20 protein-coding genes and 2 tRNA genes are annotated in these 24,132 nt (G+C 72.1%); 17 read left to right on the top strand and 5 right to left on the bottom strand.

Going from position 1 to position 24,132, the window contains the following annotated elements; translation table 11 throughout:
* Positions 1-764: 764 nt before the first annotated feature.
* The 3 genes from IE118_RS03835 (at position 765) to IE118_RS03825 (ending at position 5,936) form a co-directional block, all read left to right on the top strand.
* Positions 765-2,261, top strand: coding sequence for a bifunctional cytidylyltransferase/SDR family oxidoreductase (locus IE118_RS03835; RefSeq protein WP_189555791.1), 1,497 nt, complete (start codon positions 765-767; stop codon positions 2,259-2,261).
* A gap of 177 nt (positions 2,262-2,438) precedes the next feature.
* Positions 2,439-4,514, top strand: a complete 2,076-nt coding sequence (locus IE118_RS03830; protein ID WP_189556069.1) for a CDP-glycerol glycerophosphotransferase family protein — start codon at positions 2,439-2,441, stop codon at positions 4,512-4,514.
* Positions 4,515-4,712: 198 nt separating this feature from the next.
* Positions 4,713-5,936 (top strand): glycosyltransferase family 2 protein, encoded by a 1,224-nt coding sequence (locus IE118_RS03825; protein ID WP_189555790.1) that lies wholly within the window; start codon positions 4,713-4,715, stop codon positions 5,934-5,936.
* Here IE118_RS03825 and IE118_RS03820 read toward each other — a convergent pair.
* Both IE118_RS03820 and IE118_RS03815 read right to left on the bottom strand, forming a co-directional pair.
* Positions 5,905-7,980 (bottom strand): CDP-glycerol glycerophosphotransferase family protein, encoded by a 2,076-nt coding sequence (locus tag IE118_RS03820; protein ID WP_229846647.1) that lies wholly within the window; start codon positions 7,978-7,980, stop codon positions 5,905-5,907. The genes IE118_RS03825 and IE118_RS03820 overlap by 32 nt on opposite strands.
* 102 nt (positions 7,981-8,082) lie before the next feature.
* A complete protein-coding gene (locus IE118_RS03815; protein ID WP_189555789.1) occupies positions 8,083-9,513 on the bottom strand; it encodes a polysaccharide pyruvyl transferase family protein in 1,431 nt (476 codons plus the stop codon).
* A gap of 234 nt (positions 9,514-9,747) precedes the next feature.
* On the opposite strand from IE118_RS03815, the gene proB reads away from it, so the two are divergent.
* The 5 genes from proB to IE118_RS03790 all read left to right on the top strand — a co-directional run bounded on the left by proB (position 9,748) and on the right by IE118_RS03790 (position 14,606).
* A complete protein-coding gene (gene proB / locus IE118_RS03810) occupies positions 9,748-10,854 on the top strand; it encodes a glutamate 5-kinase (RefSeq protein WP_189556067.1) in 1,107 nt (368 codons plus the stop codon).
* A gap of 141 nt (positions 10,855-10,995) precedes the next feature.
* On the top strand, positions 10,996-11,448 hold the full coding sequence (locus IE118_RS03805; RefSeq protein ID WP_491591188.1) for a DUF8830 family protein: 453 nt from the start codon (positions 10,996-10,998) through the stop codon (positions 11,446-11,448).
* Positions 11,449-11,511: 63 nt separating this feature from the next.
* The gene (locus IE118_RS03800; protein ID WP_189555787.1) at positions 11,512-12,798 is read left to right on the top strand and encodes a glutamate-5-semialdehyde dehydrogenase; all 1,287 of its coding nucleotides are present in this window, start codon (positions 11,512-11,514) and stop codon (positions 12,796-12,798) included.
* 112 nt (positions 12,799-12,910) lie between these two features.
* On the top strand, positions 12,911-13,468 hold the full coding sequence (locus IE118_RS03795; protein WP_444545704.1) for an SCO2584 family spore wall biosynthesis protein: 558 nt from the start codon (positions 12,911-12,913) through the stop codon (positions 13,466-13,468).
* A 64-nt stretch (positions 13,469-13,532) separates the two neighbouring features.
* Complete coding sequence (locus IE118_RS03790) at positions 13,533-14,606, top strand: SCO2583 family membrane protein (RefSeq protein WP_189555785.1); 1,074 nt, start codon at positions 13,533-13,535, stop codon at positions 14,604-14,606.
* Between the two features lie 98 nt (positions 14,607-14,704).
* Here IE118_RS03790 and IE118_RS03785 read toward each other — a convergent pair whose 3' ends face one another.
* Positions 14,705-15,823 (bottom strand): M48 family metallopeptidase, encoded by a 1,119-nt coding sequence (locus IE118_RS03785; protein WP_189555784.1) that lies wholly within the window; start codon positions 15,821-15,823, stop codon positions 14,705-14,707.
* Positions 15,824-16,195: 372 nt separating this feature from the next.
* Between IE118_RS03785 and IE118_RS03780 the strand changes: the two genes are divergently transcribed.
* The 9 genes from IE118_RS03780 (at position 16,196) to IE118_RS03740 (ending at position 20,973) form a co-directional block, all read left to right on the top strand.
* Positions 16,196-16,360 carry a hypothetical protein gene (locus tag IE118_RS03780; RefSeq protein WP_189555783.1) on the top strand — a complete coding sequence of 55 codons (165 nt, stop codon included), beginning with the start codon at positions 16,196-16,198 and terminating at the stop codon, positions 16,358-16,360.
* Between the two features lie 70 nt (positions 16,361-16,430).
* The gene (gene nadD / locus IE118_RS03775; protein WP_189555782.1) at positions 16,431-17,069 is read left to right on the top strand and encodes a nicotinate-nucleotide adenylyltransferase; all 639 of its coding nucleotides are present in this window, start codon (positions 16,431-16,433) and stop codon (positions 17,067-17,069) included.
* A gap of 16 nt (positions 17,070-17,085) precedes the next feature.
* Positions 17,086-18,762, top strand: a complete 1,677-nt coding sequence (locus IE118_RS03770; protein WP_189555781.1) for a LytR C-terminal domain-containing protein — start codon at positions 17,086-17,088, stop codon at positions 18,760-18,762.
* Positions 18,763-18,856: 94 nt separating this feature from the next.
* Positions 18,857-19,303 (top strand): ribosome silencing factor, encoded by a 447-nt coding sequence (gene rsfS / locus IE118_RS03765; RefSeq protein ID WP_189555780.1) that lies wholly within the window; start codon positions 18,857-18,859, stop codon positions 19,301-19,303.
* Positions 19,294-19,959: a histidine phosphatase family protein gene (locus tag IE118_RS03760; RefSeq protein ID WP_189555779.1), complete on the top strand. Its 666-nt coding sequence runs from the start codon at positions 19,294-19,296 to the stop codon at positions 19,957-19,959. The genes rsfS and IE118_RS03760 overlap by 10 nt, the downstream gene beginning before the upstream one ends.
* A 131-nt stretch (positions 19,960-20,090) precedes the next feature.
* A tRNA-Ala gene (locus tag IE118_RS03755) sits at positions 20,091-20,163 on the top strand.
* 201 nt (positions 20,164-20,364) lie between these two features.
* A complete protein-coding gene (locus IE118_RS03750; RefSeq protein ID WP_189555778.1) occupies positions 20,365-20,538 on the top strand; it encodes a hypothetical protein in 174 nt (57 codons plus the stop codon).
* 3 nt (positions 20,539-20,541) lie between these two features.
* Positions 20,542-20,775: a hypothetical protein gene (locus tag IE118_RS03745; protein ID WP_004931461.1), complete on the top strand. Its 234-nt coding sequence runs from the start codon at positions 20,542-20,544 to the stop codon at positions 20,773-20,775.
* Positions 20,776-20,900: 125 nt separating this feature from the next.
* Positions 20,901-20,973 (top strand) — tRNA-Ala (locus IE118_RS03740).
* A gap of 126 nt (positions 20,974-21,099) precedes the next feature.
* Here IE118_RS03740 and IE118_RS03735 read toward each other — a convergent pair.
* Together IE118_RS03735 and IE118_RS03730 are read right to left on the bottom strand one after the other, a co-directional pair.
* Positions 21,100-22,710 (bottom strand): NADH-quinone oxidoreductase subunit NuoF family protein, encoded by a 1,611-nt coding sequence (locus IE118_RS03735; RefSeq protein WP_189555777.1) that lies wholly within the window; start codon positions 22,708-22,710, stop codon positions 21,100-21,102.
* Complete coding sequence (locus tag IE118_RS03730; protein WP_189555776.1) at positions 22,707-23,999, bottom strand: ferric reductase-like transmembrane domain-containing protein; 1,293 nt, start codon at positions 23,997-23,999, stop codon at positions 22,707-22,709. The genes IE118_RS03735 and IE118_RS03730 overlap by 4 nt, the downstream gene beginning before the upstream one ends.
* Positions 24,000-24,132: the final 133 nt, after the last annotated feature.

The following is a 24,132-nucleotide window of genomic DNA, read 5'->3' as shown; positions in this document are numbered from 1 at the left end:
CGGCGGCCCGGCCGGGAGAGCCCGGCGCCCACGCGGGTGCCGGGCTTTTTCCGTGGCCGGACGGACGCGGCCGAAACGAAAATGCCATGGAATCCCGACGGGGAATTTCCGCGGCAAAGGGCGACCGGTAATCGCGCTCTTCGAAGATCGTGCGGAACGGTGCGATCGAATATGCGAAGAATTCGTGCGGCCTGGCCCCCGGACGTGAAGATCCGGACACCGTCACCCTGACCGTCGGTGAGCACCCCGGCACCGGGCGGCCGGCGGCCCGCGCCGGTCCGGCACCGCCGCCGCCCGCCCGCGCACCGGTCCGCCCACCCGGTGGACCGCCCGCGCAGCCGGTGCCGCAGCCGCGTCCCGCCCCCGCCGGAGCGGCGGGGAGCCCCGTACGGAGCGGTGGTGGGAGCCCCGTACCGCGCTCCGGCCGCCCCGGATGACGACGCACCCGGGCAAAGGGCGTACGGTTCACCGGACATCGTCGAAGGAACTGACGAAGGTCCTCGGTCACCGCTGCACGGAGGTGGGGCACGGCCCGCGCCGAAGTGACGGGTGGGCCTCATCCGTCACGCACGGCAATGGCATAACTCCTGTGGAGTTACTCACAGCAATTCACGGCACGTCCAGGGAACCGTCACGAAGTACCAGGAGTCCCAGGTGAATGAGAGGTTGCGTGCACATATGCGGCGGGGGGCTCTCACCTTGCACTGCGGTAACCCCAAGTGGGACCATTTCGAAGTTCCCTGTCGCCCCAAGGTAGGTCACCTGTGTCCCAGCACATAGCCAAGCCCCGTACCACCGCAGTGATCCTGGCCGGTGGCACCGGCCAGCGGGTGGGTCTGTCGATTCCCAAGCAGCTGCTGAAGATCGCCGGCAAGGCAGTCATCGAGCACACCCTGGCCACCTTCGAGAAGGCCGGCTCGATCGACGACATCATCGTGCTGATGGCCCCGGGATACGTGCCCGACGTGGAAAAGATCGTCGCCAAGGCCGGCTTCACCAAGGTGACCCGGGTCATCGAGGGCGGCGCGACCCGGAACGAGACCACCGAGCGGGCCATCGCGGCGCTCGGCGAGGGCCTGGCCGAGGGCGAGGACCGCAACGTCCTCTTCCACGACGCCGTACGCCCCCTGCTGTCGCAGCGCGTCATCGACGACTGCGTGACCGCGCTGGAGCGCTACCAGGCCGTCGATGTGGCCATCCCCTCCGCGGACACCATCATCGTCACGCGCACCCACGGCGAGGACGGCGAGTTCATCACCGAGATCCCGGACCGCTCCCGGCTGCGCCGCGGCCAGACCCCGCAGGCCTTCAAGCTGTCCACCATCCGCCGCGCCTACGAGGTCGCCGCGGGCGACCCCAACTTCCAGGCGACGGACGACTGTTCCGTCGTGCTCAAGTACCTGCCGGACGTGCCGATCCACGTCGTGGCCGGTGACGAGTACAACATGAAGGTCACCCAGCCCGTCGACGTCTTCATCGCCGACAAGCTCTTCCAGCTCGGCTCCACCGCCGCCCCCGAGCAGAACGGCGAGGAGGCCTACCGCCGGCTGCTCACCGGCAGGACCGTGGTGGTCTTCGGCGGCTCCTACGGCATCGGCCAGGACATCGCCCAGCTCGCCGAGTCCTACGGCGCCACCGTCTTCGCGCTCGGCCGCTCCACCACCGGCACCCACGTGGAGAACCCGGAGGAGGTCGACGACGCGCTGTCCAAGGCGTACGCCGAGACGGGCCGCATCGACTACGTCGTCAACACCGCCGGCGTCCTGCGCATAGGCAAGCTGGCCGAGACCGACAACGCCACCATCGAGGAGGCGCTGAAGGTCAACTACCTGGCCCCCGTGCAGATCGCGCGCTCCGCCTACAAGTACCTCGCCGAGACCAACGGCCAGTTGCTGCTGTACACCTCCAGCAGCTACACCCGCGGACGCGCCGAGTACAGCCTCTACTCCTCGACCAAGGCCGCCATGGTGAACCTCACCCAGGCCCTGTCCGACGAGTGGGCCGGCGACGGCGTCCGCGTCAACTGCATCAACCCCGAGCGCACCGCCACACCGATGCGCACCAAGGCGTTCGGCCAGGAGCCCGCGGGCAGCCTGCTCTCCTCCGAGGCCGTGGCCCGGACCTCGCTGGACGTGCTGCTGTCGGAGCTCACCGGGCACGTCATCGACGTCCGGCAGCAGGACCCGACGGCGGACGCCGCACGGGCCTCCGGATTCGAGGGGGCGCTGGCCTCCGTGCTGGACCGACAGGACGGCGTGTAATAATCAAGGCCAATTAGACTCCGGATATTCAGGCCTCTGCGGTCACCCGTTAACCAATCGGAAACGGGGCTTCGCGGGGGCCTGAATCCGTAGCCTCCTTATACGCAGACACAAAACCGGCACTCCCCTCCCAGAGCAGGTTCCTCCGTGATATCCACCGCTATACGCGTCGCCCGGGTGGGCAGCGCGGCCGAACTGGCCGCGGCGGTCCTCATGACGCTGGGCTACGCCGGCCTCATGCTGGCCGCGCTCGTCCCGAGCATCCCCGCCTTCGCGGCCGCGGCCGCCGTGACGTACCTGGCGGACCACTATCTGCACCGCAAGGGCAGCTACCTGGTCAACCGCCTCAGCAAGGTGCGGGCGGGCCTGTCGATCCGCTTCCTGATCCGGCAGCTCCTGCTGATCCTGCTGCTGGCCCGACTCGACCTCGGGGACAACCTGATCTACTACGGGGCGATCGCCTGCTTCGTCGCGTTCTACGGGCTCCAGGTCTGCCACGGCGCGGTCACCACCCTGATCGGCAACCGCCGCCGCCTCCCGGTCGCCACCCGCAACGTCGACCTGGTCTCCCGCCTCCGCATCCCGGACGCCCCGCCGCACGCGCTGATACACCGGGCCTCCGAGAAGATGCTCCACCTCGACCTGGCGGCCGTCGCCGGCGTCCTCGCCGGCGCCTCCCTGGACTCCGCCGCCGTCGGCTACACCGGCATCGGCGTCACCGTGGGCGCCGCCGCCCTGTACGTCCTCGCGCTGGCGCCCCACCTGCGCGGCCGGAAGGTCCCGCCGAACGCCAAGAAGGTGCTGGGCGCCCTGGACGGCTGGCTGCGCGACTACCGGCCGGAGACCGTGCTGTACTTCTCCGGCTCCAAGGACTCCGCCTACCAGGTCAACATGTGGCTGGACACCATGGCGCGGCTGGACACCCGCCCGCTGGTCATCCTGCGCGAGAACGTCATCCTGGAGAAGCTGGCGCCCACCACGGTCCCCGTCGTCTGCGTGCCCGGAGGGGTGCACCTGATGAACATGGACCTGTCCACCGTGCGGGTCGCGCTGTACCCGGCGAACGTCGGCAAGAACATCCACCTGCTGCGCGTGCCCACCATGAAGCACGTCTTCATCGGCCACGGCGACAGCGACAAGCTCGCCAGCGTCAACCCGTTCAGCAAGGTCTACGACGAGGTGTGGACGGCCGGCCGCGCGGGCCGCGACCGCTACGCCATCGCCGACGTCGGCATCCGCGACGAGGACATCGTCGAGGTCGGCCGCCCGCAGCTGGCCCCGATCCGCCCCCGCCAGGACGCCCCCGCCGGCCGCATGCCGACGATCCTGTACGCGCCCACCTGGGAGGGCTGGGACGACAACCCCGGCAACACCTCGCTCCTGCTGGCCGGCGAGAACATCGTGAAGCAGCTGGTCGAGGCCGACCCGGCGGTGCGCGTCCTGTACAAGCCGCACCCCTTCACCGGAACCCGCAGCCCGAAGGCGAAGGCCGCCCACCAGCGCATCACCGCGCTGGTCGAGAAGGCCGCCGCCGCCCGCGCGGCCGACCCGCGGTTCACCGCCGACGCCGCCGTCCAGTCGCGCGCCAAGGCCGAACTGGCCCGCATCGAGGCCCGCCTCGACCGGCTGACCGGCCTCGTGGACAAGGGCGACGAGGCCGAGGCCACCCGCGACGGACTGGTCGACATCGCCCGGCACGAGGAGACCGCCCGGCTGCGCGCCGAGTGGAACGCCGCCTACTGGAGCTCCTTCCCCGAGTGGGAGCACCGCGTCATCACCGGCGCCGAGCCGCGCCTGTACGACTGCTTCAACGTCTCCGACGCGATGGTCTCCGACATCTCCAGCGTGGTGTCCGACTTCATCGCCAGCGGCAAGCCGTACGCGGTCACCGACTCCGCCGGACTCGGCGCGGACGAGTTCAGGCGGCAGAACACGGCGGTGCGCGCCGCGGTGATCCTCTCCAACGACGCGGCGCAGCTCGGCGGACTGCTCGACGCCGTCCGCGAGCCGGCCGCCGACCCGCTGGCCGGGGCCCGTGACGAGCTCAAGCGGTACCTGCTCGGCCCGGACGAGCCGACGTCCATCGAGCGGTTCAACGCCGCCGTCGCGCAGCTCGCCCTGAAGGCCGAGGCGCGCAACCTCGGCCAGGAGAGCCGGATCACGGTCGGCGGTCCCGAGGTGGAGCCGGTGGACGTGGTGCCCGCCCCCCGGGCCTCGGTGGAGAACGGGACGGAGGGCGTCGAAGCCCGCTGACGGGTCTCACGCAGCCGAAAGGGTTGGGGTCACGAGAAGCACTTCTCGTGACCCCAACCCTTTCGCATACCCGCACGACCCGCGGCCACCCTGTGACGTGAGCCACTGGCGGAGGGCCGGGACAACCGTCGTCTTCGAACACCCGTCTAACTCGTAGCGATTGAGGCGATACAAGAGGATTTCCTGCGAAGAGGGAGCGTGACCGTGGCGCAGCCTGATGTCACCGTGATCATCGGGGCATACGAGGCGATGCCGTACCTGGCCGAGTGCCTGGCGTCCGTCGAGGCGCAGACCATCGGCCCGGAGCGGGTCGAGGTCGTCGCGGTCGACGACGGCTCGACCGACGGTACGGGGCGGTGCCTGGAGGAGTTCGCGGACCGTGCCCCCATGCCGGTCACCGTGATCCGGCAGCAGAACTCGGGCGGCCCCAGCGGCCCGCGCAACGTGGGCCTGGCCAGGGCGAGCGGCCGCTATGTCTTCTTCCTGGACGCCGACGACCGGCTCGGCCCCGAAGCCCTGGAGCGGATGGTGGACATGGCCGACCGCGCCGGGACCGACGTCGTCCTGGGCCGGATCGAGGGCGTCAACCGCGGCGCGCCGAAGTCCATGTGGGGCAGGACGCTGGAGCGCACCGACGTCTACTCGTCCAACATCAAGTACACCCTCAGCGCGCAGAAACTGTTCCGCCGCGCGCTGCTCGAACGGCACGGCATGCGGTTCGACGAGTCCCTGTGGACCGGCGAGGACGCGCTGTTCACCATGGAGGCGTACCTGCGCGCGGACGGCGTCTCGGTGGTCGCCGACTACACCTGCTACTACCTGGTGGGCCGCACCGACGGCAAGCACGTCACCAAGAGCGGCGGCTACACCCTGCGCTTCGACTCCGCCCGCGCCCTGATGGACCTGATCGCCGCCCTCGTCCCCGCGGGCCCCCGCCGTGACCTGCTGATGCTGCGGCCGTTCACCATCACCCTGCTGCCCCAGTTCGGCCCCGTGTTCCTCAGGGACACCGACGAGGTGCGCGCCCGCAAGCTGGAACTGGCGCAGCCGCTGATGGAGCGCCACTGGACCGAGGGCGTCGCCCGGCTGCTCAAGGTCGAGGAGCGGCTGCGGCTGCACCTGGTGGCCGAGCGGCGGCCGGAACTCCTCCTCGGCGTACTGAGGTTACGTACGAAGGAACGACCGCCCGCCGTACTGAAGAGGCGCGGCCGCCACGTCTACCTGGCCTACCCCTACTACGGGGACCGCGAGGCGGGCATCCCCGATTCCGTGTACCTGGCCTCGCCCCGCGAGGCCCGCGCCGTCCCCGGCTACCGCGAGGACGGCACGCCCGCCGTGCTGCGCCGGGCCGTCAGAAGGGTCCGCCGGCTGCTCCGCGCGTCGCGTGGCGTCAAGCCCGGCGGGAAGGCCGCTGCGGCGTGAGCGCGGCGCCCCCGGACGCGGCCCCCGCCGTCTCCCGGCGCTGACCGGGGAGTTCCGTGGCGTGACGGTCCGACACGCGGGCCCGGTGCTCGCGCGCCGCCGCGCACAGGGCCCCGACGGCCGCCGCGAAGCGCTCCTGGGCGGCCGGGACGGCCGGGCCCAGCAGCCGCAGCTGCAACTCCGCGCGCGCCTCGCGCAGGCCGTCCCGCTCCGGGTGCCGTACGGCGTCCAGCAGGGCCGGCACCCCGGACGCGTCCGGCGTCAGGACCGTCGCCGCCGCCACCGTCGGGAAGGCCGCGCGGAACTCCGGCTCGCTGAGGTCGCCGGTGTTGGCCACCGCGTACGGCTTGCCGCCGGCCAGGAAGTCGGTGATCACACTGGACACGTCGCTGATCAGCAGGTCGGCCTCGTTGAAGCAGGCGTAGAGGGAGGGCCGGGCCTCGGTGACGACCTGGTGCTCCCCGTCCGGCAGCGAGGCCCAGTACGCCTCCTCCCAGGCCGCGGTCAGGCGCGTCACCGCCTCCGCCCGGCCCGGCTCGGGGGCGCTCTGGGCGAGCATCCGCTCCACCTGGTCGGCGCCCGCCCGGAAGCCGGACGTGGTGAGCCGGTCCAGTTCCGCCGTGAGCCGCGCCAGTTCCGCCGACGGCTCCGTGACCCGGCCGGGGCGGGACCGGTTGGCCGCGTGGATCAGTTCGCGGATGCGGCGGTCCGCGGCGCCCGCCCGCGGGTCCACCGATCCGGTCAGCGGGTGCGGCTTGTACAGCAGCCGCACCCCGGGGTCCGCGAGCAGCGCCCGCACCAGGTTCTCGCCGGCCGCGACCACCGACGTGTTCCCCGGGTTGCCGTCCCAGCCCTCCCAGGTCGGCGCGTACAGCACGGTCGTACGGGACCCGGCGGGCGGGCCCGCGTACGGGCGCACGGCGTCCAGTTGCGGGCGGCCGATCTCCACCACGTCCTTGTCGTCCACGCCCACCTCGGCCAGCGCGTAGCGCTCCCGTGCCGCCGGGCCGGCCACCCACACCTCGTCGTAGGCCTTCGCGTACGGGTTGCAGGACGACAGCTTGTCGCTCTCGCCGTGGTTGACGAAGGCGTGCTTGATCGTGGGGATGCGCAGCACCTGCGAGGTCTTGCCGGAGTTGGAGGGGTGGATGAGCACCTGGAGCGTGGAGTGCTCCAGCCGCATCAGCGTGGGGACCTTCGGCAGGCACACGATGGGGATGTCGGTCGGCGCGATCCGGGAGACCATGAACCGCTCCCGCAGGATGACGACCGGACGGGCGTCCAGCCGGGCGAGGGGCTCCAGCCACATGCCCGCCTGGTAGGCGGAGGCGGCCCCGCCGGAGAAGTACAGCCCGACCGTCGGCCGGTACTCCGCCAGCCACGCGTCGAACCAGTCGAGCACCTCCCGCTCGTCCGCCGGCCGCCGCCCGGGCAGCAGCCGCAGCAGCAGGGCGGCCAGACCGGCCAGGGCGAGCAGCAGCGACAGCGCGACACCGGCCGCCGCCCACCGGGTGTCGTCGGTCACCGCCGTCGCCGCCAGACCGGCCGTCGCGGGCAGGCCCAGCACCAGCAGCCGGTGGCCGGGACGGCGCAGCAGCGCGGGCGGGGCGGGGGAGAGGCGCAGCGCCGAGGCGTCGATGTTGCGGGTCACCACGGGCAGCGTGCGGGTGCGGCGGACCAGCACGGACACCGCCTGACTGGCGCAGTGCAGCGCGTAGCAGGCGAGCAGTCCGGCGACGAGCGGCGCGTACTGCGTCTCCCTGCTCTGCCCGCCCAGGTGCAGCAGGCCCACCATGAGCAGCAGGTCACGCAGGAGACAGCGGACGGTGATGTCCGCGTGCGCCTTCGTGAACAGCGACAGCACGGCGGGCTGCCAGCGGTACAGCGTCGCCTCGAGCGTCAGGGACACCGCCGTCGCGGCGATGAGCAGGGGGACGTGCGGGAGCAGGGCGCCCACCGCCTGCGCGGCGAAGACGGCCGCCAGCGCGGCCGGGAAGAGCAGTTTCGCGGCTGTCCGCCGCCGGTGGGACCAGGGTACGGGCACTGCGGGCACTCCAGGGTTGTCGCAGAACGGGCGCCCGGGTTAACGCGCGCCGGCCGCCTGACGACACGCGCGTGTCCCCGGCCCTGGAGTGACCGGCCCGTGTTATACCGCTCCGCGGCCCTTCTGCGACGGCTGCCGCACCGGTTGCAGGGCGCGCCGCAGCGGGCCGCCCACCACGCGCCGGGCGCGGCGGTAGACCGAGGTCTTCGAACCGCTGCCGGCCGCCGCGCCCGCCGCCTTGGCGCCGGACCTGGCCCGCGTCAGCTCGCGCTTGAGCCTGGTGTTGTCCGCGGTCAGCTCGCTGACACGGCCGTACATCCAGTTGAGGCGGGTGGCCAGGGACGCCGGGTCGGAGTCCAGCCAGGGGCGGACGCCCGGGGGGAAGGGCAGCGCCCTGATCTTCTCGTCGAAGGCCTTGCCCCCGTCGCCGTGGGTGAAGGTGTTCTGCAGGCCGTTCTTGTCGAGGAAGGCGGTGAAGCGGTCGAACCGGTCACGGTGGTTGCCGGTCAGCGCGCCGAAGTCGGCCTTCTCGTACAGTTCGGCCGGGTCGGTGTCCGGGGCGGTCTCGTCGAGCCGCTGGTGCGGTATCTCGAAGTAGCGGCACAGTTCCAGCGTGCGGGAGTCGAAGGCCAGCACGGTCGCGGGCGTGCCCGCGAGCAGCGCGGCGATGTTGCCGTGGATGCGCGAGCCGAAGGAGTAGTCGAAGTCCCGCAGATCGTCGAACCAGGTCTGCGGGTCGATGTACACGCGGACCTTGTCCTCCCGGTACATCGGGTGGTCCGGGTGCGTCGGCATCAGGGTGATCCGGCCGGCCGGGGAGTTCACGTCCCGCCAGTGCAACTGCTTGGCGTCGGTGAGGTTCTGGCCGATGTAGCGCAGGTTCGGGTAGCGCGCGTGGGCACGGGAGACGATCTTGTGCAGTCCGCCGCCGTGCATCGCCGTGTGCGAGCCGTTGACCGCGACGCGGGCGTCGGGGGCCAGGGTGGCGGCCCGCTTCTCGACGGTGAGGGTGTCGCCGTGCAGGAACATCGACGGGCAGCCGATGACCTCGACGTCCCTGAAGCCCATGTCGTTAAGGTACTTCTCGGTGAACTCGCCCCGCACGCCGATCGAGGCGCTGTGGTCGAGGACCGCCGAGCAGAAGGCGCGGACGGTCGGCTCCATGGCCTTCAGCCGCGCCGGGTCGTACGTGATGCCCGTCTGGGCGCCGACCCCGAGGACCACGACCGGGATCTTCAGCTTGCCGATCAGCCGGGTCAGCCGCTTCAGCGCCGGCTCGAACGAGGGCCGGAAGGCGTTGGCCAGCGGAACCACGAACGCGTCGTACTCGTCGTTGATCTGCCCGGCGGCGGCGACCTCCGTCCGCATGCCGTTCGAGACGACCTCGGTGCCGGGAGCGGTGAGGATCTTGTGAGCGGCATCGCTGAAGATCAGGTTGCCCGAGTTGGTGGCGATGACGTCCCGGTGGAGAGCCTCCTCCACGGGTACGACGTCGAACGGGTTCTTACCCGAACGGAGCAGGATGCGTCTCACTGGGCGCCCTTCACGATCTGGACATGTCTCGGACGACACAATAATTTCAATCGTTCTTTGATTTCTACAGGCAACCAACACAACCCTTTCGCCGTACGCGGTGCGTGGTCGGCCCGTCACCCGGCCGGTCCGGAGGATGGACCGTCGCGCGCCTGTCGCCCGGTTTCCCGTAGATTGCCTGGCGAGGCGACCGATCGACGTGAAGGCGGCAAGGTGGCAGGGGCAAGGCGGGCCGTGGGCGAGGCACGCAGGATCGTCGTCAAGGTCGGCTCCTCGTCGCTGACCACCGCGGCGGGCGGTCTGGACGCCGACCGGGTGGACGCGCTCGTCGACGTCCTGGCGAAGATGAGGAGCGGGGGAGAGCGGGAGATCGTCCTCGTCTCCTCCGGTTCCATCGCCGCCGGGCTCGCCCCGCTGGGGCTGCGCCGCCGCCCCCGGGACCTCGCCCGCCAGCAGGCCGCCGCCAGCGTCGGCCAGGGGCTCCTGGTCGCCCGCTACACCGCCTCCTTCGCCCGCTACGGCATCCGGGTCGGGCAGGTGCTGCTGACCAGCGACGACATGAGCCGCCGCGCCCACCACCGCAACGCCTCCCGCACCTTCGACAAGCTGCTCGCGATGGGCGCCTTCCCGGTGGTCAACGAGAACGACACCGTCGCCACCGACGAGATCCGCTTCGGCGACAACGACCGGCTCGCCGCCCTCGTCGCCCACCTGGTCCACGCCGACCTGCTGGTGCTGCTCTCCGACGTGGACGGCGTCTACGACGGCGACCCCTCCCGCCCCGGCACCTCGCGCATAGCGGAGGTCAGGGGCCCCGAGGACCTCGCGCACGTCGAGATCGGCAGCGCGGGCAAGGCGGGCGTCGGCACCGGCGGCATGGTCACCAAGGTCGAGGCCGCGCGGATCGCCGCCGCCGCCGGCATCCAGGTGGTCCTGACCAGCGCGGTGCACGCCGCCGAGGCCCTGGCCGGCGGCGACACCGGCACCTACTTCCACCCCACCGGGCGCCGCTCCGCCGAACGGCTGCTCTGGCTCCAGCACGCCTCCACCCCGCAGGGCTCCCTCACCCTGGACGACGGTGCCGTGCGCGCGGTCGTCCAGGGCCGCAAGTCGCTGCTGCCGGCCGGGATCGCCGGCGTCGAGGGGGAGTTCAGCGCGGGCGACCCGGTGGAGCTGCGGGACCGCGAGGGCCGTGCGGTCGCCCGGGGCCTGGTCAACTTCGACGCCAGGGAGATCCCCCTCCTGATCGGCCGCTCCACCCGCGAACTCGCCCGGGATCTCGGTCGCGAGTACGAACGGGAGGTCGTACACAGGGACGATCTGGTGGTCCTGCATCCGTAATGTGCCGGAACGTCCGCCCTCGGTGGTGGACGTTCCGCAAAACCGCCCCGCGATCCGCGGCGGGCTGCTCAACTTTGTCGCAGGGACAAGTCCGCCCGATCCCCGGGCGGTCCGCGTGTGAAGGAGGCCGTCGTGAGACGAGTGCGCCCCGGTACGACGGCGTCCCGCGGTGGCGACCGCGCGGGCGGCGAGGAGCGCGCCCTGACCGCCGTCGCGGCCGGGGACCGGTTCCCGGCCGGCGAGGACGACGACCTGCCCCGGCTGTGGCACGTCACCCTCAGCGTCTCCGGAGCACCGGCCCCCGTCACGGAGGTCCGGCGGGCCCTGGAACAGCTGGCCCACGACCACCCCTTCCTGCTGACCAGCCGCTACGCCGAGGACCACGCGGAGATCCGCTACTGGGAGGAGGCCCGCGACCTGCACGACGCGGCCGCCGTGGCGCTGCGCCTGTGGGGCGAGCACCGGCAGACCGCGGGCCTGCCGCCGTGGGAGATCGTGGGGCTGGAGGTCATCGACCGGCCGACCTACCACCAGCGCGTCGCCGCCGGATACGGCCCGGTCCTCGCCACTCCCGTCGGCGTCCACCCCTTCTGAGGCCGGTCTCATGGTTCGGGATGACCGCCGACGGCGCCCGCCGCCCGCACTACCCTTCCCTGTATGACCACGCTCTCCCCGTACGACTCGATGTCCCCGGTCGACCAGGCCGCCTACCGGGCCAAGGGCGCCGCGGCCACCCTGGCTCCGCTGCCGCGCGCCGCCAAGGACGACGCGCTGCTCGCCATCGCCGACGCGCTGGAGGTCCGCGCGAGCGAGATCGTCGAGGCCAACGCCCAGGACGTGGCCAAGGCCCGCGAGGGCGGCCTGAGCGAGGGCATGATCGACCGGCTCACGCTCACCCCGGAGCGGGTGCGCGCCATCGCCGCCGACGTGCGGGACGTGGCCGCGCTGCCCGACCCCGTCGGCGAGGTCGTGCGCGGCTCGGCCCTGCCCAACGGCATCGACCTGCGCCAGGTCCGGGTGCCGCTCGGCGTCGTCGGGATCATCTACGAGGGCCGGCCCAACGTGACGGTCGACGCCGCCGCCCTCTGCCTGAAGTCCGGCAACGCGGTCCTGCTGCGCGGCTCCTCCTCCGCGTACCGGTCGAACACCGCATTGGTGAAGGTCCTGCGCGACGCCGTGCACGGCGCCGGGCTGCCCGCCGACGCCGTGCAGCTGGTGCCCGGCGAGGGCCGCGACAGCGTGCGCGAGCTGATGCGCGCCCGGGGCCTGGTCGACGTGCTCATCCCGCGCGGCGGCGCCTCCCTCATCGACACGGTCGTGCGGGAGTCGGTCGTCCCGGTCATCGAGACCGGCACCGGCAACTGCCACGTCTACGTCGACGCGCAGGCCGACCTCGACATGGCCGTCGAGATCCTGGTCAACTCCAAGGCCCAGCGGGTCGGCGTGTGCAACGCCGCGGAGACCCTCCTGGTCCACCAGGACATCGCCGCCGAGTTCCTGCCGCGCGCCCTGGACGCCCTGGCCGACGCCGGGGTGACCGTGCACGCCGACGAGCGCGTCATGGCGTACGCGAAGGACTCCCGCGCCACCGTCGTCGAGGCCACCACGGAGGACTGGGAGACCGAGTACCTGTCCCACGACATCGCCGCCGCCGTCGTCGACTCCCTCGACCGGGCCGTCGAGCACATCCGGCTGTGGACCTCGGGACACACCGAGGCCATCGTCACCACCTCGCAGCAGGCCGCCCGCCGGTTCACCCAGTTGGTGGACTCCACCACGGTCGCGGTGAACGCCTCCACCCGTTTCACCGACGGCGGCCAGTTCGGCTTCGGCGCGGAGATCGGCATCTCCACCCAGAAGCTGCACGCCCGGGGCCCGATGGGCCTGCCCGAGCTGACCAGCACGAAGTACATCGTCACCGGCGACGGCCACGTACGGCGCTGAACCGCGGCGCGGCGGGCGTCCGCCGCGACGGGACGGCGGCCGGGCGTCCCGGCAGATGGATCAATTTCCATACCGTCTGCCCAAAACGACCCCCCAGGTCTACTCTGGACGCGTGCCGGAGGACGTGGGGGGCACGCCGTTCCCGGACGGCTGGGAGCCCGACGACGACCACGACCGCGGGGTGTCGGACGAAGAGTTCGCCTCCGTGGTCTTCGACGAGGACTTCGTACGCGCGGCCGAGGTGCACGAGCCGACCGCCGTCGAACGCCTCCTGGCCGCCGCGCAGGCCAGAGCCGAGGCCTCCGAGGCCGAGGCACACCGGGCCCGCGTCCGCCGCGACGACGGCTACGGCGGCTACCGGGCAGGCCCGCGCCACCTCGGCCCGGACGCCGACGCCGACGCCCTGGAGGACGACTACGGCTCCCCGGGCCCGTACGGCAGGCAGGCGCGCTGGCACCGGACCGTCGCCTGGGTGCTCGCCCTCGTGATGGGCATCGGCATGGTCGCGCTCGCCTTCTCGGCCGTCTACCGGGGCGGCTCCTCCAGCCGGCAGGACCCGACCCCGCCACCCGCCTCCACAGGTGTGGAACAGGGCAGCGCCGCCGCCCCCTCCGCGTCGGCCGACTACTCCCGGCCGGCCGTCCCGGTGATCCCCGGCAGCAGCCCCTGAGACCGGCCGGAACCGAACCTGCGGCACGCGTTTACCGCGCCGCCCCGGGACCCACCCTGAAGATATGGGAGGGCCTTCGGACCCGCCCGAGGGGACACCCGAGGGAGCCCCCGGAGGCGGAGAGGACGAGTACGGGTCCGTCGTCTTCGACGAGTCCTTCGTCCGGGCTGCCCGGCTCCGGGAGTACTCCGCGCGGGAGCGCATCACCGACCACGCCCCGGCCGTCCGCCGCAGCCCGCCCCTGCGCCGGGGCGGACTCTCCCGGCAGGCGCTGGTCCTGGTCCTGCTGATCGCCGTGGCCTTCGGCACCGCCGTGTACCTGGGCGTGCGCAGCCCCTACCGGACGCCCGCGGGCGCGGAGCCCGCCGAGCCGCTGCGGACGACCGTCGTCCCGCTCGCCCCCCGCGGCGAGGTGCCCGGCACCACCGACGTCGAACGGCTTTACGCGCGCAGCCCCGCGGCGCCCTTCAACACCGGCGCCGACGGCGTCCCCCTCCCGGCGTCCCGGAGCACCGCGCACTTCTCCGACAGCCAGGTGGTCACCGCCCTGCTCACCGCGAAGGACTACCTCGTACGGTCCTCCCTCGACCCCGGGGTGCTCACCGGCGACGAGACCCGCCCGGTACGGATGCTGCTCGACTCCGGGCAGCACGGCCAGTTCGACCGGAGCTTCGACCGGCCGGCCGCGGACGGACGGCACGCTCCCACCGGGTGGCTGGTCCGCTTCGACCCCTCCCGCGTGGAACTGGCCGACCCGGGGATCCGCGTCCGCGGCACCATGCGGGCGGCCGAGGCCGACGCCGCCACCCTGGAGGTGACCACCGACCACACCTTCGTGTACGCGGTGCGGCCGGCCGGCGCGGGCCGGGACGCCGAGGCGTCGCTGTTCACCGTCCGCCGCGAACTGCGCTTCCGCTTCGACCACGACGACCTCCGCCTGCACCAGGCCGAACTCGTCGTCGCGCACCTCCAGGCCGGGCCCCTGTCCTGCGCCGAGGACACCGTCTCCCGGCTGCGCCCGCTGCTCGCCGGCCGGACGGCCGAGCAGGGCGCGCCCCCCGGCACCGACCCCTACACCGCCGACACCCCGCCGGCCCTGTGCGGCTCCCTGGCACCGGCCGCCCAGCCGAAACTCTGACCGGCGTCGGCCCTCGGCGGCCGTCCCGGGTCCCGCACCCGGCCCACGGCCCGTCGCGGCCGCCACCCGGCCCTCGGCCGTCCCCGGGCGCGTGGCCGTCAGGCGCCGTCGCGGGGCGGTTCTCCGCCGGGGGTGTCCGAGGGGCCCTCCGGGTCCGCCGGTCCCCGCTTCGGGCCCGGGGAGGCGAAGCCGCCGAAGCCGCGGCGGACCCGGTCGCCCAGGTCACCGGCGCCGCCCGCGAGGTCGCTGACCAGCTTCATCAGCGGGTCCTTGGAGTTCTTCACCTCGCCCGCGTAGGCGCTCGCCGACTCCCGCCAGGAGTCCCGCACCGACGCGTCGCCGTCCTCGTCGCGGCGCGGGTAGTGGCCGTCCATGATGCGCTGGTGGTCGCGGGAGGCCTCCCACTTCTTCAGCTCGGCGGCCCGCACCGTGGTGAACGGGTGCGTGCGGGGCAGCACGTTGAGGATCTTCAGCACGGAGTCGCGCAGGTCGCCCCCGGCCTCGTACTCCTCGGCCTGCTCCAGGAACGCGTCCACGTTCATCTCGTGCAGGTGGTTGCCGCCCGCGATCTTCATCAGACCGCGCATCGAGGCCTGGAGGTCCTGGCCGACCAGCAGCCCCGCCCGGTCCGCGGACAGCTCCGACTTGCGGAACCACTCGCGCAGCGCCGTCACGATCGCCATGATCGCGAAGTTGCCGAGCGGGATCCAGGCGACCCGGACCGCCAGCGACGTCAGGAACAGCAGGATCGTCCGGTACACGGCGTGCCCGGACAGCGCGTGCCCGACCTCGTGCCCGACGACCGCCCGCATCTCCTCCTCGTCGAGCAGCTCCACCAGCCCCGTCGTCACCACGATGATCGGCTCGTCGAGACCGATGCACATCGCGTTGGGGTTCGGGTCCTGGGCGACGTACATCGGCGGGACCTTCTCCAGGTCCAGGATGTAGCAGGCGTCCCGCAGCATGTCGTTGAGGTGCGCGAACTGCCGGTCCGAGACCCGCACCGAGTCGGACAGGAACATCAGCCGCAGACTGCGCTCGGGCAGCAGCCCGCTGAGCGCCTTGAAGACCGTGTCGAAGCCGCTCAGCTTCCGCAGCGCGACCAGCGCGGAGCGGTCGGCCGGGTGTTCGTACGCACGCGAGGAGATCCCGGGGAAGCGCCTGCGCTGCCTGCTCGGCACGCTCTCGTGCCCGTTGTGCTGGTGGCCGTCGGACATGTTTCCCCCATGTGCGTCTGAGTGACCTGTGCGGGCCCCGTCGCGGCCCCTCCGCTCCCCCGCGGCGAAGCCCCAGCCTAGGCGGAGATACCGTGGACGGGCAGTGCGGACGTGCGGTGAGGCCGAGGAGGCGCGGGAATCGTGATCCGGATCGTTCTGGTCGTGATGTTGGTGGGTTGTGCGCTCACCGCGTGGTTCCTGTTGCGCGGCTACAGCCGGAAGGACGACTGAGAGCCGGACAAGGTTCCTGCCGGGGCGCTCCGGACACCGCGGTCGCCCGTAACGGCGGAGTCGGCGTGATCGTCGCGGAGACGCCCGCATACGATGAGCGGACGTCCTTGTCCCGCCCACACGCGATTGGTTCTGCCGAAGATGAGCTTCCCCAGCGCCGCTGCCCAGTTGGTCACCCTCGCCGCCGAGGGCGGAGAGCACAGCGGCAACCACCAGAGTCTCAACCCCTACCTCGTCGGCGGTCTCGTCCTGCTGGCCCTGCTGACCCTGCTGTGGATCACCACCCGCTTCAACCGCGACCGCTGATCCCCGTCGGCCGGCCCGGCAGGGCACTGGCGGACGGGGCGCCCGGGCGGGGCCGGTAGGGTCTGCACGCATGGGAGAGCAGGACATGCCTACCGGCCCCGGCAGTGGCCCGGCCGAGCGGCGCAAGCGCCGTCTGGGTGTGATGGGCGGCACCTTCGACCCGATCCACCACGGGCACCTGGTGGCGGCCAGCGAGGTCGCCGCGCAGTTCCACCTCGACGAAGTGGTCTTCGTCCCCACCGGCCAGCCCTGGCAGAAGAGCCACCGGGCGGTCTCCGCCGCCGAGGACCGCTACCTGATGACGGTCATCGCGACCGCCGAGAACCCGCAGTTCTCCGTGAGCCGCATCGACATCGACCGCGGCGGCCCCACCTACACCGTGGACACCCTGCGCGACCTGAGCGCACTCAACCCGGACACGGACCTGTTCTTCATCACCGGCGCCGACGCCCTGGCCCAGATCCTCACCTGGCGCGACAGCGAGGAGCTCTTCTCCCTGTCGCACTTCATCGGCGTGACCAGGCCCGGACACCACCTGACCGACGCCGGACTCCCCGAGGGCGGTGTCTCCCTGGTGGAGGTTCCCGCCCTCGCCATCTCCTCGACGGACTGCCGTGCGAGAGTCGCCAAGGGAGAACCCGTCTGGTACCTGGTGCCGGACGGAGTCGTGCGCTACATCGACAAGCGCGAGCTGTACCGCGGCGAGTGATCCGAGAGGGGCACCGGTGAACGACCGATACGACGCGGGATACGGGGGCGGCGCCCCGTACGAGCTCGTCGGCTACGACGAGTACGGCCGGCCTGTCTACCGCCAGGCCACGGACCAGCAGCCGCAGCAGTACGACGGCTACCAGCAGCAGGACCGGCAGGGCTACGGCTACGACCCGTACGCCACGGGCGGGCCCCAGCAGCCGGCGTACGACCCCTACGCGACCGGCGGCGCCCCGCAGCAGCCCCAGGCCCCCGCCTACGACGCCTACGGCGCCGGCGGACACCAGCAGCCGGCGTACGACCCCTACGGGCAGACGGCTCCGCACGGCACCGGACAGCAGCCCCAAGTCACCGAACAGACCGCGCACATCCCGCAGCAGGCCGGCCCGGTCGACGAGGACCCGGCCCCCGACGAGCCCGGCCGGGAGTACCGCACCGAGCAGTTCGCCTTCGTCGAGGAGCCCGACGGCGACTCCGAGGACGTCATCGACTGGCTCAAGTTCACCGAGAACCGCACCGAGCGCCGCGAGGAGGCCAAGCGCCGCGCCCGCAGCCGCGTCGTCGCCCTCGCCGTCGCCTTCGCCCTGGTCGTGGCCGGCGGCGTCGGCTACCTCTGGTACGCCGGGAAGCTGCCCGGACTCTCCTCCGGCCCGGAGACGGGCACCACGACGGCGGCCGGCGCCCAGAAGCGGGACGTGCTCGTCGTCCACCTGCACGACACCGACCGGGGCGGCACCGCCACCGCCCTGCTCGTCGACAACACCACCACCAAGCAGGGCACCACCGTCCTGCTGCCCAACTCCCTCGCCCTCACCGCCGACGACGGCAGCACCACCACGCTCGCCAAGTCGGTCGAGGACGACGGCTCCGAGGGCACCAGGACCTCCCTCGACACCGTCCTCGGCACCGACATCGAGGGCACCTGGCGGCTGGACACCCCGTTCCTGCTCACCCTCGTCGACCTCGTCGGCAACATCGAGGTCGACACCGACACCGACGTGCCCGACCCGGACGCGAAGAAGGGCGAGGCCCCCCTCGTCAGGAAGGGCAAGGGCCAGACCCTCAGCGGCAAGGCGGCCGTCGCCTACGCCACCCACCGCGGCCCCGGCGAGGCGCAGGACGCCCAGCTGGAGCGGTTCGGACAGGTCCTGCACGGCGTCCTGCGCAAGATGACCTCCGACCCGGACGCCGCCACCGTCACCATCCAGACCCTCGGGCAGATCATCGAGCCGCCGCTCACCGACAAGGACCTCGGCTCCTTCCTCGCCCGGCTCTCCGACCTCGCCAAGGGCGGCGACCACAGGACCGCCCTGCTGCCCGTGCGGGACGACGGCACGCTCACCGCCGAGGCGAGCGACGGCGTGGTCAAGGACGTCCTCGGCGGCACCGCCAAGAGCCCCGACCCGGACGCCGCCGTCAGCGTCTCCGTGCGCAACGCCACCGGGGTCGACGACCGCACCGAGAAGGCCCGCGTGATCCTCCTCAACGGCGGCTTCACCTTCCGCGAGGCCGGCACCGCCGACGCGGAGGCCACCTCGAAGGTCGTCTACGCCGACGCCGCCGACAAGGCGAACGCGGGCGAGGTCGCCAAGACCCTGGGGCTGCCGGCCGACTCCGTGACCCGGGGCAAGACCTCCGCGAACGCCCGCGTCTCGGTGGTCCTCGGCCAGGACTACGATCCCGGCTCCTAGCCGGCCCGCGCGCACCCCGCGCTCGTCACGTGGGGTGCGCTGGGCGGTCCGTGAGACCCTTGAGGGCAAACGACCGCCTATCGAAAGCCTGGCAGTGACCGCAACCGACCGTTCCATCGAGCTCGTCCGCACCGCCGCCCAGGCGGCCGCCGACAAGCTCGCGCACGACATCGTCGCCTACGACGTCAGTGACGTGCTGTCCATCACCGACGCCTTCCTGCTGGCCTCCGCGCCCAACGACCGCCAGGTCAAGTCGATCGTCGACGAGATCGAGGAGCGGCTCAGCAAGGAGCTCGGCGCCAAGCCGGTCCGCCGCGAGGGCGACCGCGAGGCCCGCTGGGTGCTGCTCGACTACGTCGACATCGTCGTCCACGTCCAGCACAGCGAGGAGCGTGTCTTCTACGCCCTGGAGCGGCTGTGGAAGGACTGCCCCGAGCTGGAGCTTCCCGAGGACGCCCGCGCCACCAAGGGCAAGGCCGCCGAGCACGCCAAGCAGCAGGAGGCCGAGGAGACGGCGCAGCCGGGTGGTGAGTGGCGGTGAGCGCCACCGGTGAGGGCGTGCGCCGGGGCCGCCGCCTCATCCTCTGGCGGCACGGCCAGACCTCGTGGAACGTGGAGCGCCGCTTCCAGGGCTCCACGGACGTCGAGCTCACCGCGACCGGCGTCGCCCAGGCCCGCAGGGCCGCCCGCCTGCTCGCCGGTCTGCGGCCCGACGCCATCGTCGCCTCCGACCTGAAGCGGGCCGCGGCCACCGCCGCGGAGCTCGCCGCGCTCACCGGCCTCCACGTCACCCACGACGAGGCCCTGCGGGAGACCTACGCGGGCGTCTGGCAGGGCCTGACGCACGACGAGATCATCGCCAGGTACGGCGACGAGTACACCGCGTGGAAGCGCGGCGAGCCCGTCCGCCGCGGCGGGGGAGAGCTGGAGACCGAGGTCGCCGACCGCGCCGCCCCCGTGGTGCTGCGGCACGCCGAGAAGCTGCCGGAGGACGGCACGCTCGTCGTGGTCAGCCACGGCGGCACCATCCGCACCACCATCGGCCGGCTGCTCGGCCTGGACCCGCACAACTGGGAGGGCCTGGGCGGCCTCACCAACTGCTGCTGGTCCGTCCTGGGCGAGGGCGTCCGGGGCTGGCGCCTGCTGGAGCACAACGCCGGCACGCTGCCGGAACCCGTGCTCGGCGACGACGACTGAGAGCCGTCCGATCGGTCCCGGGGACGCCCCGGGACCCGGATTTCACTTTCTGGCAGGTCGCAGGCTAAAGTTCTTCTTGTTCGCCCCGCCGAGCGGGACGAAACACCGGGAAGCCGCCTCCGCGGCAACCAGGGGCTATAGCTCAGTTGGTAGAGCGCCTGCATGGCATGCAGGAGGTCAGGAGTTCAATTCTCCTTAGCTCCACATGACGAAGATCCCGCCTCCTCCAGGGAGGCGGGTTTTTTCGTTGTCCGCCGATGAGCAGGACGGCACCTCCGGGCGTATACCTCTGCGAGGCGTGCGGCCGTGTCCCGACCGGTACCACGGCGTCGCTGACCGTGTCGGCCCGGTCGTGGCAGAATCAAACGACCGGAAGGGGGCGCGGCCCGACGGGAGGGAGTTGTGATGCCAGGGAGCATCCTCGAGGAGGTCGACCACCTCCTCGGAGCGGTGTCGACCCGACGGACCTCGACCCGGCTCAGCTGCCCCTCCTGTGGTTCCGCGCACGTCGCCCAGGTGCTCGGGGACAACGGCGGGATCTCCTTCGTGTGCACGGCCTGCGGCCACAGCTGGAGCTGATCGATGGGTGCACACAGGCGGAAGTGCGACTGGTGCGGCAGCGGCACGCCCATCGTCCGCGACATGGAGCCGATCAATCCCGAGTACCAGTACTGGTGCGAGGAGTGCGCGCGGGCGCTGATCATAAAAGGCGACCCCATCGAGACGTACCGCGAACTCGAGGGCGAGCCGATCTACGGGCGGCTGCTCGAGGAGCACTGCACGCTCAAGCGCTTCTATTCGTTCGTCACCGCCTGATCCGGCCCCGCTGCAGGTGGGGCATGTCGGACATGACCGGGCGGAGCGAAACCGATTTGGTGTTGGGCCGGGTCGACCGTGTAAAGTTGGCGTCGCCGCCGGGGAAACCGGGCGGAGCAGGACAAGGGGCTATAGCTCAGTTGGTAGAGCGCCTGCATGGCATGCAGGAGGTCAGGAGTTCAATTCTCCTTAGCTCCACAGAAGTCGAGGGCGGACCATCCGAACGGATGGTCCGCCCTCGCCCGTTGTGGTGCCGAGAACCGCCGGCCGTGGTGGTGGGGGGTCCGTCCGGCGCGTGACGCCGGACGGACCCCCCTACGGGTCTCAGCGGCCCAGGGCCCGCCGGCCGCGCCCCTGGGAGAGCACCGGCAGGTTGCGGGACGGCGCCTTGGCCTGCGGGGCCTCGTCCTCGATGCGCAGCGCCAGTGCCGGACAGCGGCGCACCGCGCGCAGCGCCTTGGCCTCCGCGAACCGCGGCACCTGCGCCTGAGCCACCGTCGGGAATCCGTCCGCGCCGAGCTGGAACACCTCCGGGAGGATGTCCGCGCACAGGCCGTGGCCCCGGCACAGCGTCCAGTCGACGTAGATCTTCTGACGGCTGGGGCCGTTCTCCTCGCCCCCGCCGCCGGGGATGCCCGTAGGGGCCCTGCCCCCCTCGAAGAGCGGCAGGACACCCGCCACGGGCCGTCCGCAGCCGTTGCCGAGGACGTGGGCCGCCAGGTCGTCGGTGAACGCCTTGACGGTCGACTCCAGGAACATCGCGGAGCCGTCCGGGTGCGAACAGGCGCCCCGCCGCTTCACGTTCTTCGCGACCTGCTTGACCGCCTCCAGGGCGGCCGGACCGCCCCCGTTGAGGATGTCCTCCAGTCCGCGCGCGGCCGCCGGCAGCCCCAGGTAGCAGGGGCCGCACTGGCCGGCGCTCTCCTCCGCCAGCCACTGGGCGACCCGCAGCGACTCGCCCAGCGGACAGGTGTCCTGACTGATCGGCAGGATCGCCCCCGCGCCCAGCGAACCGCCCACCGCGTCGAGGGAGTTGCGGGAGACGATCGCCTCGTTGACGGTCGCCGCGTCGATCCACTTGCCGTGGTAGCCGCCCGTCAGCACCCCCTGCGGCATCGGCGGGGCACCGGCGAGCTGGAGGACGTACCGCAGCGGTACGCCCGTCGGCACCTCGATCACCATGGGGCGGGCCACCGCCCCGGAGACCGTGAGCATCACGGTGCCCGGCTCGTCGTACAGCCCGGTGTTGCCGTAGCGCTCCGGGCCGATCCGGGCGGCGATGGCGAGCTGGGCGAACGTCTCGGCGTTGGACAGCAGCGTGGGCGCGCCGCCGACGCCGTTCTTCGAGGCGCTGGTCTTGCGGCCGGGCGGGATCGCCGGCCCGCCGTCGATGGACCGGATCAGGGAGGCCGCGGCCCCCGTCACCATGCGGACCGGGTTGCGCTGCACACGGGCGCGCAGCGCGGAGCGGCGGCCGTTGTTCAGGCCGCGCTCGGCGAGCGCGGCCTCCATGGAGCGCTGGGTGGACTCCCGGGTGACCCCCACCACGAGCGTGCGGGCCCCCATGGCCTCGGCGCACAGCAGTGCGCCGTCCAGGATGAGATGGGGGGCACGGTTGATGAGCACCGTGTCCTTGCGGCAGGCCGGTTCGTCCTCGCTTCCGTTGACGACGACGACCGGCCGCACGCCGCGTTTGATGGCCGTCTCGGCGACCGAGCGCAGCTTCTTGTGGAAGGGGAAGCCCGCGCCGCCGCGGCCCCTGAGGTTGATGCGTTCGGCGAGCTGCGCGAGCTGCTCACCGCCCAGGGGCTCGAGCGGCCCGTGCACCTTGAGGTGCATGGGCAGATCGAGCCGGTCGACAAGGTCGAAGCCCGACGTGAGCTGGGGAAGCCCGACCACGCGGACTTCGGGTACGTCGGGCAGGGCCTCGTTCACTTAAAGCCTCCGGAGGGCGTGTTCCAAGGTTCGCCCGAACCCGGTGCGTCGAAGTCGTAGGAGGACGACGGCGACGCACCGGGGAGTGGTTCATTGGCGGGACCGCTGTTGTACGTGTCACTCGGGTTGTACGTGTCGTAGAGGCCGTTCGTCTCACCGGTGTCGTACACATCACGTGAACCGAAGCCGGAGCCGGCCGAATTGTCATACGCCGGGATGTTGTATCCCGTGTCGTTGAGCGGGTCGTACGCCGAGGGCGGGGCCTCGCCGACCGGCGGCGGGGACGGGATGGGCCAGTTGCCCGAGGTGCTGGAGGGGCCGTCCACGCGGGGGAAGGTCTCCGTGGGCCGGAGGTCCACCGGCAGTTCCATGCGGGCCGTCGCGTCGGTGAGCGGCTCCTGTTCGAACGGGGGCCGGCCGGGCGTCGACACCGCGCGGTAGGCGGCCGCGAAACCGTTCGCCGGTTCGGGGGCCGGCGCGCGCTCGGCGGTCTCGTACAGCGGGCCGCCGCCCCCGTACAGGGGGCGCTCACCGGTGTCGTAGGACGGCTGTTCGCCGCGCCGGCGCCGCCCGCCCCGCCCGGAGCCGCGTCCGCCCTCGTACCCGGGCAGGGCTGACTCCGCCGCCCGGGCCCGGCTCTCCTCGAGCTGCTCACGGGCGCGCTGGTCGGCGGTGCCGAGCAGCGCGGTGAGCCGGTCGGCGATTCTGCGCTTGACGTGGGGCGGGGAGGCGCGCACGAACAGGGCCGCCATGACGCCGAGCAGCGACAGCCCGTAGAGGATCAGGAAGATCGGCTTGGCCGCTCGACCCGCGTAGAGGCCGTGGACCAGCGCCGCGCACCAGGCCGGGTAGGCCAGCATGTGCATCGCCCGCCAGCGGGCCGCGACCGGCGCCGGGGAGGCGAAGCGGTTGCGCAGTACGCCGGTGATCGCGACAAAGATCATCAGCATCCCGGCGAGGGTGCCGAGTCCGATGAGGAAGGACCGGCCGGCGACGGCCTCGTCGTCGGTGAGCGCCAGCCCGAAGGGGATCACCGCGGCGATCCACGTGGTGTGGTCCAGGGCCAGCTTGATGACGATGTGGATCAGCAGGAAGACGACCGCGGCGACCGCGGTGGCGCGGTGCACCGCCTGCGCCAGGATCCGCTGGCGCGGGCCGAGCAGGATGCGGTCCTGGGCGACCAGTCCCCAGATCACCGAGCAGCTGAGGCAGACGAGCGCGAGGACGCCCACGCCGAAGTTGAGGAACTCGGCGAACCAGTCGTCCGCCGTGCTGTCGTCCGGCCTCACGACCTACCTCCCGACGTCACGACGTGGAGCGGGCACGACGGAGTCGCAGCCGACCGGCCCCGAGCGGGGGGAGGGCTGCTGTCTGGACGAGGGTTCATGGGGGCAACTCCGAACGGTTCGGTAAAGCGGTCCC

The sequence above is a fragment of the Streptomyces pilosus genome (assembly GCF_014649835.1).
GTDB lineage: Bacteria > Actinomycetota > Actinomycetes > Streptomycetales > Streptomycetaceae > Streptomyces > Streptomyces pilosus.
This window is presented reverse-complemented; position numbering and strand designations above follow the sequence as displayed.

Excerpts from the sequence above, each read along its gene's own strand:
- IE118_RS03800 (WP_189555787.1), top strand. The coding sequence starts at position 11,512 with ATGACCACGCTCTCCCCGTACGACTCGATGTCCCCGGTCGACCAGGCC.
- IE118_RS03790 (WP_189555785.1), top strand. The coding sequence starts at position 13,533 with ATGGGAGGGCCTTCGGACCCGCCCGAGGGGACACCCGAGGGAGCCCCC.
- IE118_RS03785 (WP_189555784.1), bottom strand. The coding sequence starts at position 15,823 with ATGTCCGACGGCCACCAGCACAACGGGCACGAGAGCGTGCCGAGCAGG.
- IE118_RS03780 (WP_189555783.1), top strand. The coding sequence starts at position 16,196 with ATGAGCTTCCCCAGCGCCGCTGCCCAGTTGGTCACCCTCGCCGCCGAG.
- nadD (WP_189555782.1), top strand. The coding sequence starts at position 16,431 with ATGGGAGAGCAGGACATGCCTACCGGCCCCGGCAGTGGCCCGGCCGAG.
- IE118_RS03750 (WP_189555778.1), top strand. The coding sequence starts at position 20,365 with ATGCCAGGGAGCATCCTCGAGGAGGTCGACCACCTCCTCGGAGCGGTG.
- IE118_RS03745 (WP_004931461.1), top strand. The coding sequence starts at position 20,542 with ATGGGTGCACACAGGCGGAAGTGCGACTGGTGCGGCAGCGGCACGCCC.